This is a genomic window from Gardnerella sp. c23Ub_4 (assembly GCF_055804115.1).
The window spans coordinates 818,024-833,503 of record NZ_JANUYO010000001.1; the positions used below are offsets into that span (position 1 = coordinate 818,024).

At 43.5% G+C, this 15,480-nt stretch carries 9 protein-coding genes and 1 other RNA gene; 7 read left to right on the plus strand and 3 right to left on the minus strand.

Annotated elements, in window-relative coordinates:
- Positions 1-49 precede the first annotated feature (49 nt).
- Positions 50-1,429 (plus strand): 3-phosphoshikimate 1-carboxyvinyltransferase, encoded by a 1,380-nt coding sequence (gene aroA, locus NYP67_RS03235; RefSeq protein ID WP_473411171.1) that lies wholly within the window; start codon positions 50-52, stop codon positions 1,427-1,429.
- 102 nt (positions 1,430-1,531) lie between these two features.
- Here the strand turns inward: aroA and NYP67_RS03240 are convergent, their stop codons facing one another.
- The 3 genes from NYP67_RS03240 to NYP67_RS03250 all read right to left on the minus strand — a co-directional run bounded on the left by NYP67_RS03240 (position 1,532) and on the right by NYP67_RS03250 (position 7,348).
- Positions 1,532-2,761 carry an acetate/propionate family kinase gene (locus tag NYP67_RS03240; protein WP_004130229.1) on the minus strand — a complete coding sequence of 410 codons (1,230 nt, stop codon included), beginning with the start codon at positions 2,759-2,761 and terminating at the stop codon, positions 1,532-1,534.
- Between the two features lie 167 nt (positions 2,762-2,928).
- Entirely contained in the window at positions 2,929-4,587 is a 1,659-nt protein-coding gene (gene pta / locus NYP67_RS03245) for a phosphate acetyltransferase (RefSeq protein ID WP_473411172.1), read from the minus strand.
- Between the two features lie 283 nt (positions 4,588-4,870).
- Entirely contained in the window at positions 4,871-7,348 is a 2,478-nt protein-coding gene (locus tag NYP67_RS03250; RefSeq protein WP_004112522.1) for a phosphoketolase, read from the minus strand.
- 373 nt (positions 7,349-7,721) lie between these two features.
- Here NYP67_RS03250 and guaA point away from each other — a divergent pair, with 373 nt between their 5' ends.
- The 6 genes from guaA to NYP67_RS03280 all read left to right on the plus strand — a co-directional run bounded on the left by guaA (position 7,722) and on the right by NYP67_RS03280 (position 15,403).
- The gene (guaA, locus tag NYP67_RS03255) at positions 7,722-9,284 is read left to right on the plus strand and encodes a glutamine-hydrolyzing GMP synthase (RefSeq protein ID WP_415695139.1); all 1,563 of its coding nucleotides are present in this window, start codon (positions 7,722-7,724) and stop codon (positions 9,282-9,284) included.
- Between the two features lie 101 nt (positions 9,285-9,385).
- Positions 9,386-11,068 carry an alpha-amylase gene (locus NYP67_RS03260; protein WP_415680720.1) on the plus strand — a complete coding sequence of 561 codons (1,683 nt, stop codon included), beginning with the start codon at positions 9,386-9,388 and terminating at the stop codon, positions 11,066-11,068.
- Between the two features lie 143 nt (positions 11,069-11,211).
- Positions 11,212-11,608: a transfer-messenger RNA gene (gene ssrA / locus NYP67_RS03265) on the plus strand.
- Positions 11,609-12,486: 878 nt separating this feature from the next.
- On the plus strand, positions 12,487-12,693 hold the full coding sequence (locus NYP67_RS03270; protein ID WP_102705000.1) for a helix-turn-helix transcriptional regulator: 207 nt from the start codon (positions 12,487-12,489) through the stop codon (positions 12,691-12,693).
- Positions 12,694-13,119: 426 nt separating this feature from the next.
- Positions 13,120-13,956, plus strand: coding sequence for a hypothetical protein (locus tag NYP67_RS03275; protein ID WP_219722718.1), 837 nt, complete (start codon positions 13,120-13,122; stop codon positions 13,954-13,956).
- Positions 13,916-15,403, plus strand: coding sequence for an N-6 DNA methylase (locus NYP67_RS03280; RefSeq protein WP_219722719.1), 1,488 nt, complete (start codon positions 13,916-13,918; stop codon positions 15,401-15,403). Before NYP67_RS03275 ends, NYP67_RS03280 begins: the two co-directional genes overlap by 41 nt.
- The last annotated feature ends 77 nt before the right edge of the window (positions 15,404-15,480 follow it).

Genomic DNA, 15,480 nt, shown 5'->3' on the forward strand with positions numbered 1-15,480 from the left:
TCATTTTGAAAATTGCAATGCGTACATATTCATAGATAGTATTCATAATATGAGCGGAATAATGAATTCTTATAATCATGATGATGTTTGGCAAGCTCCATCATGCAATACGCCTTTGAACGCAACAGTGAATATTCCTGGAAGCAAGTCGTTATCTAATCGATATTTGATTTTGGCAGCTCTTGGAAGTAAGCCAGTTGTTCTAAAGGGATTGCTGAGATCAAGAGATACGGAACTTATGATTAACGCGCTAAGCGTATTTGGAGTTAAATGCGATTTGCTAAGCCGCGACGGCACAACAGTTTGTGTTATTCCGCCCAAAAATGGCGTTTTTAGCGTAGATGATTGTGCGGTTGTTAATTGTGGCTTGGCTGGAACAGTTATGCGTTTTGTAACAGCTTTAGCGTTGTTTGCAAATAATTGTGTGAAATTTGATGGAGATGAGCAAGCGTATGCTCGTCCAATGAAGCCTGTTCTAGATGGATTGGAACAGTTGGGCGCAAAAATCGTATATCACGGAAAAGTCGGATTCTTACCATTTAGCGTTATTCCGCCCAAAAATCTTGAATCATATGATGTAAATAGTGCTCAAAATTCTTGCAATAATCGCGTTATTCGTATCGACTCTTCGTCATCGTCTCAATTTATCTCTGCGCTTCTGCTAATTGCATCTCGAATTCCAGGAGGATTACAAATCGAGCATATTGGAAGCAAATTGCCTAGTATGCCTCATATTCAAATGACAATGGAAGATGTGCGCAAAGCTGGCGGAGTAGTAGATATGCCAGAAAGCGGAGTATGGCGTGTTAAAGAACATGATTTGATTTTGCCAGATGAAGTTGTTGTAGAGCCAGATCTTTCTAACGCAGCGCCTTTTATTGGAGCAGCGTTGATTGCTGGCGGATGCGTTAAAATTCCTAATTGGCCGCTTAAAACAACTCAGCCTGGGGGATTGTTGCCTGGGATTCTTGAGCAAATGGGCGCAAAAATTGTTTTTGAGCATTCTAGCGCAGATTCTTCAACATTGTGCGTAACTAGTAGCGGCATAATTCGTGCAATTAAGTCGCTTGATTTGGCTGCTGCTGGCGAGGTTGCGCCAAGTATTGCTGCGATTCTTGCGTTTGCAGATGGTGTAAGCGAGTTGCACGGTATTGCGCATTTAAGAGGCCACGAAACGAATCGCTTGAGTGCAATAGTTACGGAACTAAATCGCGTTGGAATAGGTGCTGATGAGCTAGATGATGGAATTCGTATTATTCCTAGCAAAAATATGCATGGGGAAGTGATGGAGACTTATGCGGATCACAGAATGGCAACTTTTGCATCAATGTTAGGTCTTCGTATATCTAATATAAGAGTAAAAAATATTGCCACTACGCGCAAAACAATCCCTGATTTTCCTGGTATGTGGAATAAGATGCTTGAATAGTGAGCCTAAATAGTGAGCCTAAATAACAAATAATCCCGAGTTTTTTTAACCCGGGATTATTTATGTGTTACGTTTTTACGTTACGTTGTTTTACACTACGATTTAGCGCTCAAACTTGTTGCCGTAAGAATCGACTCCAGCTTCTGCGATTTGTGCAGACTTTCGAGCGATTGCCAACTCTTCGTTAGTTGGGATTACAGCAATAATCACAGAGCTATCTGGAGTGGAAATAATGCGTGGCTCCTTAGAACGAACCAAGTTCTTCTCTTTATCGAGCTTAACGCCGAATGGAGCAAGCTTTTCGCATACAAGAGCGCGAACAATCTCGTCGTTTTCGCCAACGCCAGCGGTGAATGTGATTACGTCCACGCCGCCCATTTGAGCAGTGTAGTTGCCAATGTAGCCAACAATGCGGTGAACGTACACGCCAAGAGCAAGCTTAGCATCTTCGTCGCCCTCTGCGATGAGCTTATGAATATCGCGCAAATCGCCGTGGCCAGTCATGCCCATCATGCCAGAACGCTTGTTAAAGAGCGTATCAAGCTCATCCACATTCATGTGAGCGTTGCGAATAAGGTGGAACACTACAGCTGGGTCAATATCTCCAGTGCGGCCGCCCATCATTAAACCTTCGAGAGGCGTTAAGCCCATAGAAGTTTCAATTGGCTTGCCAGAAACCTGAGCAGAAGCAGAAGCACCGTTACCAATGTGCAAAACAATCTGCTTCAAGCCTTCTGCAGGCTTTCCAACAACGCTTGGAACTACAGAGCCAATGTATTCGTGGGAAGTGCCGTGAGCGCCATAGCGACGAATGTGGTACTGGTTTGCAATATCTTTGTTCAATGCGTAAGTCGCAGCAACCTGTGGCAAATCGTGGAAGAACGAAGAGTCAAACACCATAATCTGTGGAACATCTGGCAAAAGTTCAGTCATAACTTCAGCGCCAACAGCCTCAGGGCCGTTGTGAAGTGGAGCCAAAACAGCCAAATCCTTCACCTTATTAATGGTCTTTTTGTTTACTAATGCAGGCTTAGGGAATGTTAAGCCACCCTGAACAACGCGGTGTCCAACAGCTACGATTCCAGACTTGGAAAGATTTGGACCATACTCCTCGAAGAAGCCGAGTACGCGCTTTAAGCCTTGCTCGTGATCGTGCACTGGCTCGTCAAACTCATGCTTTTCGCCATTGAATACGTGCTTGTAGTGTCCGTCAACTGGTTCGCCAATTTTTTCTACGATACCAGACGCAATACCTTCGCCGCTTTCCAAATCGACGAGCTGGTACTTAATAGAACTAGAACCAGAATTGATAACAAGAACGGTTTTTGCCATGAGGGCATCCTCCATAAAGTGTTGATAAGGCTAGTAAATTGCCATGTTTAAGTTTACATGCAAGTTCCTACAATGAGTGCTTTTGTATTTACTTATTATTACATTTGCAAATCATTGTAAGAACTTGCAATTATTAAATTATTGCTTGATATTATTGCTTGCGATTATTAGAACTGCGCTTCCAATGCTGTAAGAGCAACAGTGTTGATAATATCTTGAACCAATGCTCCTCTAGACAAGTCGTTAACAGGCTTGTTTAAGCCTTGCAGGATTGGTCCAACAGCTAAAGCGCCGCTGGAGCGCTGAACGGCCTTGTATCCAATGTTTCCAGCGCATAAGTCTGGGAACACAAACACATTTACGTGGCCCGCTACATCATTGCCTTTAGCTTTGGACGCAGCAACAGTTTCCGACCATGCAGCGTCAAACTGAATAGATCCAACAACTTTCAAATCTGGGTCTTTTTCTTTTACAATCTTTGTTGCTTCTTCTACAAGATCAACGTCTGGGCCTTTTCCAGATCCAAGAGTGGAGTAAGATAGCATTCCAACCTTAGGATCTAAGCCAAAAGCTTTAGCAGTTTGTGCGGATTGAAGAGCAATGTCAGCCAATTGTTCAGCGTCTGGGTTCAGATTAATAGCACAATCAGCAAATACTGCTACATGATCCTTAAAGCACATAATGAATGCGCCAGAAACAAGCTTAGATCCAGGCTTAGTTTTAATAACTTGAAGAGCAGGGCGCACAGTATTTGCTGTTGAGTTAACAGAGCCAGAAACAAGTCCGTCTGCTAATCCAAGTACTACTAGCATTGTGCCAAAATAGCTTGCGTCTTTAAGCTGTTCTCTAGCTTGCTCTTCGGTCATGCCTTTCTTTGCGCGCAATTCGCAAAGCTTGCTAATCATTTTGCTAAGAATCTCTTCGTCGCTCATAGATTGGAAGCTTGCTTTGCTAAGAGACTTTAATCCAAGCTCTTGTGCTCTTGCAAGAATAGATTCGCGTTCTCCAACAATAACGAGGTTTACAATGTCCCGCTCTAGCAAGTAATCGGCTGCTTTTAGAATGCGATCTTCTTCGCCTTCTGGAAGTACTATTGTTTTCTTATTTGCTTTAGCTTTTCCAAGCAAGCTGTATTGGAAGGCATATGGGGTAGTAGGAGCGGCAAATGGCTGCTGCAAAGCGTTGATGATTTCTTCATCTGCAACATAATCGTTGAATTTATCTGATTCTGATTCGCTTATAGAAGGCAAAGTCCAAAGTGGAGTGCCATTATTGCTTTGAGTATAGTCTTCTTTTAGTTCTTTTGCTAAGTCTTCTTTGCAATCAGTTACAAACACACCGAATACTTTTGTGTATTCTTTGCTGACGCTTGCGCATTGCGCTTCGATTGTTTGCAAGATTTGCTTGCTATCTCTGCCTTCTGCGCAAATGCTTAGGAACACAGGAGAAGCTAAATCAACTGCCACACTTGCATCGAATCGGAATAAATCTGGATCAAATACAGAAGTAGAATCACTTGCTACAATAACGCATCCTTGAGCGTTTGTTGCGCTAATCAGCTCGTTGTAATGAGCTACAATGTCTCCTCTTAGTGTGTCTTTGTTTTTACGAACTGCGCATGGGCATGCTGCGATTACTTGTTCCAGCGTTGGTTTTGTGTTGCTTGCAGCTATCAATTCGCTTGTAAACGCGTCATCATGCTTTGCGGATGGTCTAAAAACAGTTGTTGAATAATGATTAGAGAGAGCTTTTGCAACTCCTAGTGCTACAACATTGCGACTTTGCGCGCAATCTGCGCTAATAATAGTTACGTTAACTAACGACACGACTTTTCTCCTTTGATGCGTCTGTGTTTATTCTATTTTGCGTTGCATTTTATTTTGCTTTGCATTTTCGTTTTTGCTATTCTTCGTGTTTCAACGTTGAAAATTGCATGTCGAACGAAGAATCCTTAGCTATTTTAAGACTATTTGCAAAACAACAAGCGGAAATTTTGATTTTTATGTGTTTTATTATTAATTTTTTTGTGCGACTAATTTTTTAGGGAGCCAACCTTTCGATTGACTCCCTAAAAATCAGCTAAGCAATTTTAGCGTTGATAGCTTAAAACTACTCGTTATCGCCAGCGGTTGCAGCGGTAGCGGTGACAGCGCCTGGCTTGTCGGTTTTAACGCCTGGCCATACCCAATCGGTGTAGTCTGGGTGATCAAGACCCTTGTCGACTGCATACTGGAAGGCTTCGAGGCGGAAGTCCTCGAGCTTCTTGATTTCGTCGGCATACTTAGCGGCGTCAACCATGCGCAATGCTTCAGCAGTAAGCTCGTAACGATCCATGTCGTTCACGCGAACCATATCGTATGGCGTGGTGGTGGAGCCCTGCTCCTTGTAGCCATGAACGTTGAAGTTGTCGTGGTTTGGACGATCGTAAATCAAGCCGCGAACGTCATGTGCATAGGAGTGATAAGCGAAGAGGACTGGCTTGTCTGCAGTGAAGAGATCAGTGAACTCTTCGTCAGTCAAAGCTTCGTTGTTTTCCTTGGCGGACTGCAACTTGAGCAAGTCAACAACGTTAACAACCTTGAACTTAACGCCAAGCTTGTTCAACTTGTCGGCAGCGGCCATCAATTCCTGCTGTGGAACATCGCCAACACCAGCAAGAACAACCTGAACTTCGTCATTGTTCTTAGCGTTGGAAGCCCACTTCCACTCAGCAGCACCCTTCTCGAGCTCTTCACGAGCTTCGTCGAGAGTCAACCAAGTAGCAGCTGGCTGCTTACCAGCGAAGATGGCGTTAATCATGTTGGTGGACTTGTAAGCCTTCTCTGCAACAGCAAGCAACATGTTGGAATCCACTGGGAAGTAGATGCCGATTACGTGATCGTTGTTGAAGGTCTTGTTCAAGAGCACGGAGGTTACGCCTGGATCCTGGTGCGAGAAGCCGTTGTGATCCTGACGCCATACGTGGGAGGATACAAGCAAGTTCACAGAGGAGATTGGCTTACGCCATGGGATCTCGCGAACTGTAGCCTCAAGCCACTTTGCGTGCTGGTTCAACATGGAGTCAATAACGTGTACGAAGGACTCGTAAGAGCTCCAAATGCCGTGACGACCAGTGAGCAAGTAGCCCTCGAGGAAGCCTTCCATCTGGTGCTCGGAAAGCTGCTCGGTAACCTGGCCGGTAACAGCCATGTGCTCGTCAACTAAGCCAGAAAGGTAGCCTGCGTCCCACTGCTTGTTGGTTACTTCGTAAGCAGCCTGCAAACGGTTGGAAGCGGTCTCATCTGGGCCGAAGATACGGAAGGAATCTGGGTTGTTCTTGATGATGTCACGAGTGTAAACACCAAGACGACGGGTAGCTTCGAGCTGACCCCAGCCGTGACCGAATTCCTTAACTTCCTTGACTTCGTAATCCTCAAGCTTTGGAAGCTTAAGATCTTCGCGAATACGACCACCATTGGCGTTTGGATTTTCGCCAATACGGAGTTCGCCCTTTGGCATGAAGGAAAGAACGTCTTCCTTAACGGCACCCTTTTCGTCGAAGAGCTCTTCAGGCTTGTAGGACTTCATCCAGTTCTTCAAAACCTCGAAGTGAGCTTCGGTATCGCGAGCGGAAGCCAGTGGAACTTGGTGTGCACGCCAAGAACCTTCGGTCTTCTTGCCGTCGATGAACTTCGGGCAAGTCCAACCCTTTGGAGTGCGGAAGATAATCATTGGGTAGTAAGGGCGAGTTACATCGTTAGTCTGAGCCTCGGCCTTAATATCGCAAATCTCATCGAAGATGGTTTCAAACATATCGGCAAAGCGACGGTGAATGGAAAGGTGATCCTCATCATCGAAGCCAGCAACGAACTCATATGGTTCGTAACCCATGCCGTGGAAGAACTCGTGAAGCTCTTCGTCGGAAATACGGGAAAGAATGGTTGGGTTAGCAATCTTGTAGCCGTTCAAATGCAAGATTGGAAGCACAATACCATCGGTACGTGGGTTCACAAGCTTGTTGGACTGCCAACCAGTAGCCAAAGGACCAGTTTCAGCTTCGCCATCACCAACGATTGCTGGAACGAACAAGCTTGGGTTGTTCATAACAGCGCCATAAGCGTGGGAGAGAGCGTAACCAAGCTCGCCACCTTCGTGGATGGAGCCTGGGGTCTCTGGAGCGAAGTGAGAAGGAATACCGCCTGGGTAAGAGAACTGGCGGAAGAACTTCTGCAAACCAGCTTCGTCCTTGGTGATCTTTGGATAGTACTCAGTGTAGGTACCGTCAAGATAAGACTGAGCAGTACCAGCTGGGCCGCCGTGGCCTGGACCCATGATAATCACGGTGTTCTGCTGGTGATCAGCAATAAAGCGGTTGATGTGTCCAATAAGGAAGTTAAGGCCTGGAGTTGTACCCCAGTGGCCGACTAGACGATGCTTAACATCTTCGCGAGTGAATGGCTCCTTCATTAGAGGATTGCTGCGAAGATAAATCTGACCGATAGCGAGGTAATTAGCAACGCGCCAATACTTGTCTACGCCTTCGATGGCCGCCTCGGAAACTGGAGCGTTAAGCTTCTTCCAAGGGGTGCCAATAACAGGACTCGTCATGTGTACTCCTGTACTCAAGCACTTTTCAGTGCGATTTTAATCATTACCATTTGGTTATAGAGGCCAAAAAACAAATGTATTCGCCTCTTTTTCCATCTTTTTCAGTATAGTAACAGCTTTTGACTTTTGTGCGTTTGATTAGTTACTACGTGCGAATTTGTTGAAAAAATGTGTTAAAGTGTTAACAAAAATCACCTTAAAAGTATCAATTATGTTATGTTTGATGTTCACTTTCTTGTTATGTCAAGGTTGTTTATTTTTACAATTTTTATAATTTGTTAAGTTACGGCGTTTCGCACAACGCAACGTCTAAAAGCGCCATTAGTATAAATTGAATCACCTATAAATGTGTTTCTTATATATAAGGAGAATCATGGCAAACGGTCCGGTACTTGTAGTTGACTTCGGTGCCCAATATGCCCAGCTAATCGCTAGAAGAGTGAGGGAAGCAAACGTTTATTCGGAGCTTGTTCCACACTCCATGCCAGTAGAGGAGATGCTGGCAAAAGATCCAAAAGCCATAATTCTTTCTGGCGGACCTGCATCTGTTTATGAGCCAGGAGCGCCAAAAATTGACACAAAGATTTTTGAAGCGGGCGTTCCAGTGCTTGGAATTTGCTACGGATTCCAGGTTATGGCTCACGAGCTTGGCGGCGTTGTAGACAAAGCTGCATTGGGTGAGTATGGAAAAACGCATGCAACTATTGATGAAGCAGAAGGATTGCTTGCTAATTCTCCAGCAGATCAAAACACTTGGATGAGCCACGGAGTGGCAGTTAAGAGTGCGCCAGAAGGGTTTGAGGTGCTTGCTCATACTCAAGGCGCTCCAGTTGCAGCTATGCAAGATAAAAGTCGCAAGCTTTACGGAGTGCAATGGCATCCAGAAGTCAAGCATACGCCTTTAGGTCAAAAGCTTATTTCTACATTCTTGCATGAATGTGCAGGGTTGGAGAATGATTGGAATCCTTCGAGCATTATAGAAGATCAGGTTGCAAAGATTCGTGCAGAAGTTGGAGATGCGCAAGTTATTTGCGGACTTTCTGGAGGAGTCGATTCCGCTGTTGCTGCGGCTCTTGTGCATAAAGCAATCGGAGATCAGCTTACTTGCGTTTTTGTGGATCATGGTCTTCTTCGTAAAGGCGAAGTCGAGCAAGTTAAGCATGATTTCGTTGAGGCAACTGGAATCAAGCTTATTGCAGTAGATGCAGAAGATGACTTTTTAGATGCGCTTAAAGGTGTGAGTGAGCCAGAGCGCAAGCGCAAGATTATTGGCGAAAAGTTTATTCGCACATTTGAAAAAGCACAGCGTCAAGTTATTGAAGAAGCTGGTAAAACTGGAGCAGAAGTTAAGTTCCTTGTACAAGGCACGCTTTACCCAGATGTTGTTGAGTCTGGCGGCGGAGACGGTGCTGCAAACATTAAGTCTCATCACAATGTTGGAGGCTTGCCAAAGGACTTAAAGTTTAAGCTTATTGAGCCTTTGCGCACGCTGTTTAAGGATGAGGTTCGCGCAATTGGTACGGAGCTTGGACTTCCAGATGCTATTGTGTGGCGTCAGCCGTTCCCAGGTCCTGGTTTGGGAATTCGCATTGTTGGCGAGATTACTCGCGAGCGTTTAGCTGTGCTTAGAGAGGCAGACGCTATTGCGCGCGAAGAGCTTTCTGCAGCTGGATTAGATCGCGATATTTGGCAATGCCCAGTTGTTCTTTTGGCAGATGTTCACTCTGTTGGAGTTCAAGGAGACGAGCGCACATACGGTTCTCCGATTGTGCTTCGACCAGTAAGCTCTGAGGATGCTATGACCGCTGATTGGTCGCGAGTTCCTTACGATGTATTGGCAAAGATTTCTACTCGAATCACAAACGAATGCCGTCAGATTAATCGCGTTGTGTTAGACGTTACATCTAAACCACCAGCAACAATCGAGTGGGAATAGATGAGCCTAATATAGTGAGGTAGAATCTAGCTCTAAAAAGAACAAAGTAAGAACAAGGTAAGAGCAAAGCAAAGCCGCAATTCTTGCAGAAAGGAACAATGATGATCCGCAACATAGAGGTATTTACAGGCTTCAATAAAAAGACGCTTGTAAAGTTAAAGTTTGTGTTGGCAAGAGTTGCGGCTATAACATCTTGTGTTGCTACCGTTTTGGCGGGAGCAGTAATCGCAAGCAGCCCAGCGATTGCAAATGAGAGCGCAAAATCATCTCAAAAAACTACACAAAAAGGCGTAATTGTAACAGCATTCCAACAAAATTGGAAAAGTATAGCAAAAGAATGCAAAAAAACGTACGGCCCAGAGGGCGTAAAATACGTGCAAGTTTCTCCTCCGCAAGATCATATTAAGGGCGATCAATGGTGGACAAGTTATCAACCTGTAAGTTATAAGCTAAATTCAAAACTTGGCACAGAAGACGAGTTTAAAAAGATGATTACAACTTGCAAAGCTTCGGGTGTTGGAATTATTACAGATGCGGTAATAAACCACACAACTGGTTTTTCAAACAAAGACACACTTGGCGTTGGCGGAAGCAAGTATGATGCTGCAAATCAGTCGTTCCCAGATGCTGGATATACAAAAGACGATTTTCACAAGTCAACGGAAGATATAAACACGTATAGAAAAGCAGAAATCGTTTGGACGCATCGACTTGTTGGATTGTTGGATTTAGACACTTCTAATCCTCATGTGCAAAAAACTTTGGGAGAGTACTTTGCGTATATGCTAAAGCTTGGAGTGGCTGGGTTTAGAGTTGATGCAGCAAAACACATGTCTCCACAAGATGTAAAGGCTATAAAAGCTGCGGCTGCGGATGCTGCTGGAACAACGCCAGATAAGATTTGGTGGATGCAAGAAACAATAGGGTTCCCCGAGCAAGACCCTAGAATTCAGCCAGACCAATATTTACAAACTGGCGAAGTGAACGAATTTGAGTACTCTTATAGGCTTAGAAACTATTTTTATGGGTCTATTGAGAATCTTAAACATATTACAGATAAGCTGATTCCAAGCAAAAAAGCTGCGATTTTCGTTACGAATTGGGATACTGAGCGAGACAATGCAAGCAGAGTTTTGACGTATAAAGATGGCAAAAAGTATGAGCTTGCAAACGCGTTTATGCTTGCGTATCCGTATGGAACTCCAAATGTGTTTTCTGGTTATGAGTTTACAAAACGAGATGAGGGAGCACCTGGAGCTATGCAAACTTCGATTCCTGATGTGAGTTGTGCAAAGGATTCTAAGTGGCAATGCACGCAGAGGTTAACTTCGATTCGCGGAATGATTGGGTTTTACAACGCTGTTAGAGGCACTAAGGTTACTAATTGGCAAGATGATGACGATAATAACGTTGCGTTTAGCCGAGGAAACAAGGGTTTTCTTGCGATTAACAACACGGAAAAGCCTCAAAAAGTGAATTATAAAACCGACTTGCCAGATGGCGAATATTGCAATGTTTATGAGTCTAAAGATTGCACTAAAACTGTGAGCGTTAGTGGCGGCAAAGTAGAGACCACTATTGATGCGGAATCTGCTGTTGCTCTTCATGCTAATGCTGTAAAAAGCCTTGGAAATGCTAAAGCTAGAAACGTTACAATATTTATTTGCGTGTTTTCTGTGTCAATTTGTGCGTTTGTTGTTAATAGAAGATTTGTTGAAAAATCGAAGAAGCTTGCTAAAGGCAATAGTGGTGATGCTAAAACAGATGAAACTAAAGGTAAGTGAGTCTGGAATAAGCTCTAGGTGAGCTTTAGTTGAGTCTGGAATAAATCAATATTTTAAAACAGGTTGACTCTGTTAAAACGTTTATTTATAATGATTATTCTGGCTTTATGCCAGTATTTAATTGATAGTTTGATAAATCAAAAGGGGTCGATCGGTTTCGACGGTGATCTGTTTGCCGTGGGGAAGCGTGCCGAGAATGCGAAAGTCCACTCGTAAACGTCCTTTCGCAAAAGAATAAGTGCTAAATCTAATCGCACTGAGTTCGCTCTTGCTGCCTGAGCTTCGCGCCAGGATTAACCAGTGAGCAGCTGCTCCGTTCACCCACTCACGTCTTCGGAGTGGTGCTGAACGTCATTAGAAGACTTGCTTGAATTGCCGAGCTGCAGGGTAGTTCAGGGACTTTTACTGTAGATATGCTCGCCATGAATTGTCTGCGATAACATGGGGGCAGAAAAACTGCCGAATGGCCAGCAGACTACGCACGTAGAAGACCAAGGGTACGGTTTCCGGACCGGGGTTCAATTCCCCGCGACTCCACCAAAAGAGGAAGCGTTGAACTCTATTTCGTGAGGAATGAGTTGGCGCTTGTATATAGATTCGTAGATGATTATTAACCGCGTAAACATGCTCTAGGAAGCCCGTAGAGCGGCTTTAAGACCTCGACGGGAAAATCCTCGTCTGAGGTCTTTTTGCCTTAAAATGGCTATTTGAGCCGTAGGGTTGATTGAGTGATGTGGGTTGGGACGGCTTGCGCCGTCCGCGACATTCTAGTTTGCTCGGACAACTACGGCGCTTCGCGTCTCCGTTGTCCTACAGAAGATAGACATGGCACAGAGGAAGGCGGCATGAACTTAGGTTCTTTTAGCGTGTTCCGTCTCAATCTGTTTTGCATTGAGGACGAGTTAGCGTCCGAAATGCACACTGTCATATGACGTGTGAAACGTGGCATAAAACATGTGAATCCTCATAAACGAACGTAAATTTTTCAAAAAAGCTGACCACATATCATTTTGATGTGGTCACACGTGTGGTCAGACACCGGTCGCCGCTGCTGTGCTCTTTTGGCTATCCCGCCAGAAGCCGTAAAAAATTATTTTTGCTTGTTTCCGTTCATATATGAGTCGAATACGTCTATGACCTGCTTGAATGCGAATATTTGTCTTGCGTTCTGCTTGTTTGCAGCGTATTATGTGAGAGGATGAACAAAGGCTCAGCGCCCGTCCCGTCTTTGATGCGGGGTAACTGTCGGGAATAAGAGTCGAGCGCAAGGTGGAATACCGCCGAGCGTCGCAGGTGAAATAACGACGAACGAAGCTCCTGCTAAAACCAGAAGTAGACATGACTTTTTGTTGTGTCCGCTTCTGGTTTTGGCGGGAGCTTTTTGTTTGTTCGAGAAGTTGAATTAGGAGGTATGAGACATGAAGGAGAAAAGCAGTAAGAAGGATTTTTTGAACACGTATGAGGCGGCTGACAGGCTGGGCGTAGCTCCTGCCACGCTTCACACGTGGAGGGCACAGCATAAGGTACCTGTGTTCTACAAGTTCCATCGTGCAGTCTTCTACAAAGCAGACGACCTGAGCGCATGGATTGACGAGCATTACAAGTCTGTAATGCCAAAGAAGTGAGTAGGTGATATTTCATGAGTGGCGTAAAAAAGCCAGCCCCCGCGCCTTGCTGGCAAAGGGAACTGTCTCATCCACATATAGATAATAACATGATTCCACCCGTATATGTCGTACATGCCCAATACTACTTTGACTCGATTGCGCATGTGCTACCGCGAGTCCTTATGGACTCATTTGTGCCTGAAAAGGCAATGTGAACATGATACTATGTAACTATGTAAATAGAAGTCAGGAGGAGTCTATGGCTGGGAAAACGAGAAAGTCCAAGGACACGAGACTCTTACAGGTCTACGTGGAACCAGAGCTGCATAAGGCGCTGGGACAGTATTGTTTGGACAATGATATGAAAAACGCTCCCGTCGTGAGGGAGCTTTTGACCCGCTTTTTAGAGGAGCAGGGATATTATGAAAGACGAGGTAACAAATAATGGCAAGTTTAATAACGAAGCAAGTATCTGAGTCAATTACAGAAAACATTTTCCGTAATTACTACGGCCCAAATACATTTATTGAAAAGAGTGCAATACCTAAGTCATATGGATTCACCTCAAAAAAGGGAACTCGTTATTCAGGATATCCAGATTTTTTCAAAGATTTAGGTGATTTGGTCATCATTGTTGAAGCAAAAGCACTCAAGCATTCTGATGCTGAAGAAGAAGTTGTTTTCTATATGAATAACAACTCCATCACAACTCAAGGAATGGTTGGGATTGCGGTTTCAGGACAGGATTTAAGTCAGATTAAGACAACCTACTATTATAGGCACTCACCTGATGATGAGATAAAGGAATTTCAAGTTCACGACAGCTTGATTTCTGTGGAGAATATTGTCAAAACATACGAGAAAAAAATATCAGGACAATCTATATCCGATGAAGAACTGACAAAAATTATTAAACAGTTGAACGAAACATTTCATGCTGGGAACAAGGTCCGAGACACTGATAGAAGCCTCTTCTTTTCAGGAATTTTGATTGCTTTGAGGAATGATGATTTTCGGGCTAGTTACAAATCTATTAGGCAGCCTTCAGAAACAGAACGAGCAACCACGAGATTGACTCTTTTAGAAGCGCATAACCTTAATAAACGCTTGCTTGAGGCGATAGATATTGAGCTAAAAGGAAAGGTGAATAACCTCTCTAAGGAGTTTAGCTGGTATGATAGGTTTGTGTTTATCTCAACGATAGATTTTCCGCTCGATCAATACAAAAAAAATAATCCAGTTGATAGAAGAAAAAATTTACTATCCGTTTATTCACGATGAAAAGAGAGATGTCTTAGGCAAGGCATATAAGCTATTCCTCAAACGTGCCGGAAAGGTAGAAAATAAAAACATCATTATCACACCAGACCACATCAAATCATTGATGATTAAGCTCGCAAGAATCGAGGTGAATGATGTTGTTTTAGATACTTGTATGGGAACTGGTGGATTCCTGATGGATGCCCTAGAGGTACTAATCAATTTAGCTGGCGATGATATTGAAAAAATTAATTATATTTGCGAGCATCAGATAATCGGTTTTGAAATCGACCCTATATTGTTTGCGTTAGCATGCTCTAACATGTTTCTTCATGGTGATGGTCGCTCTAACCTATTGTATAGGAGCAGTTTGCTTCACGATAGTCAAGAGGCCATTGTTGATAACCACGATGACGCATTGTTGTCATTTATTAAAGAGCAGCGACCTATGAAGTGCGTAATTAACCCTCCATATGAGAATGATAATCCGATTAAATTCGTTAAGCAGGCTATTGAGTATATTGAACCAAATGGAAAGCTTATTGTCATTATGACTACTCCTACTTTGACTAAACATCAAGAAAAAGGAGGCTTGACGGAAACTTTATTACGCGAAGCAAAATTGGATTTTGTTATTAAGATGCCATATAACCTTTTTAATGAACAAGGAAGAACGGTTAACACATCTATTTTTGGCTTTACAAAAACCCCGCATCATAAAGATGACGAAGTGATGTTCTTTAATCTTGAGGACGATGGGTTTGTGAGTGTCCAGCATAAAGGCCGATTGGATATTCATAATCAGTGGAACGATATCGAGAATACTATTCTCGATACTATAAATAACCGTAGAGAAATAAAGGGGAAATCTTCTCTGAGAAAGATTTACAAGAGTGAAGTATTGAATTGTACGGGCTGGGTAGAGCCTCGCGATAGTAAACACGAGTTAGTTCGCTTCGATAAGTTGTTTAGTATCGCAAAGGGCACATTGGCGTCTACAAAGAATGATGATGATGGTGAATACGATTTCATTACAGCATCGAGTGAAAGAAAGAAGCACAGCTCTTACACGCATGATGGGGAAGCGTTAGTTTATGCGATTAGCGCAGGAGGTTCGCTTGGTAAAAGCCAGTATGTAAACGGTAAATTTGTAGCAAGCAATCTTTGCTTGATTCTGACTCAAAACGAAGAATATAAGAATGAATACCCTGTCAATCTTCAATTTTACAACTGGTTTTTTGAGACAATACGCAGACAGTTAGTAGCTGATTTAGCCGATGGCACATCCAAATTGACAATACGCGATAGTGACCTGAAGGCATATTACATTGAGTACATACCTATTAATGAACAGAATAAGTTTGTAGAAGATTATGTTAAACCGCTGCGAACTATACAGAAAGAGCTTGAAGCTGCAACATCAAATCTAACAGAAAAAATGACAGGCCTTCTATATCCAGCAAAATAAGTGTTCCACGGTTGTGGCAACTATTACTTTTGTTAGATATCAGGAGTTGATTGATTAAGTGGCAAAGCACAACAAGT

What these genes read in the sequence shown, in the direction of transcription:
- guaA (WP_415695139.1), top strand. Translation starts at nt 7,722, where the DNA reads ATGGCAAACGGTCCGGTACTTGTAGTTGACTTCGGTGCCCAATATGCC.
- NYP67_RS03240 (WP_004130229.1), bottom strand. Translation starts at nt 2,761, where the DNA reads ATGGCAAAAACCGTTCTTGTTATCAATTCTGGTTCTAGTTCTATTAAG.
- NYP67_RS03275 (WP_219722718.1), top strand. Translation starts at nt 13,120, where the DNA reads ATGGCAAGTTTAATAACGAAGCAAGTATCTGAGTCAATTACAGAAAAC.
- NYP67_RS03270 (WP_102705000.1), top strand. Translation starts at nt 12,487, where the DNA reads ATGAAGGAGAAAAGCAGTAAGAAGGATTTTTTGAACACGTATGAGGCG.
- NYP67_RS03260 (WP_415680720.1), top strand. Translation starts at nt 9,386, where the DNA reads ATGATCCGCAACATAGAGGTATTTACAGGCTTCAATAAAAAGACGCTT.
- aroA (WP_473411171.1), top strand. Translation starts at nt 50, where the DNA reads ATGAGCGGAATAATGAATTCTTATAATCATGATGATGTTTGGCAAGCT.
- NYP67_RS03250 (WP_004112522.1), bottom strand. Translation starts at nt 7,348, where the DNA reads ATGACGAGTCCTGTTATTGGCACCCCTTGGAAGAAGCTTAACGCTCCA.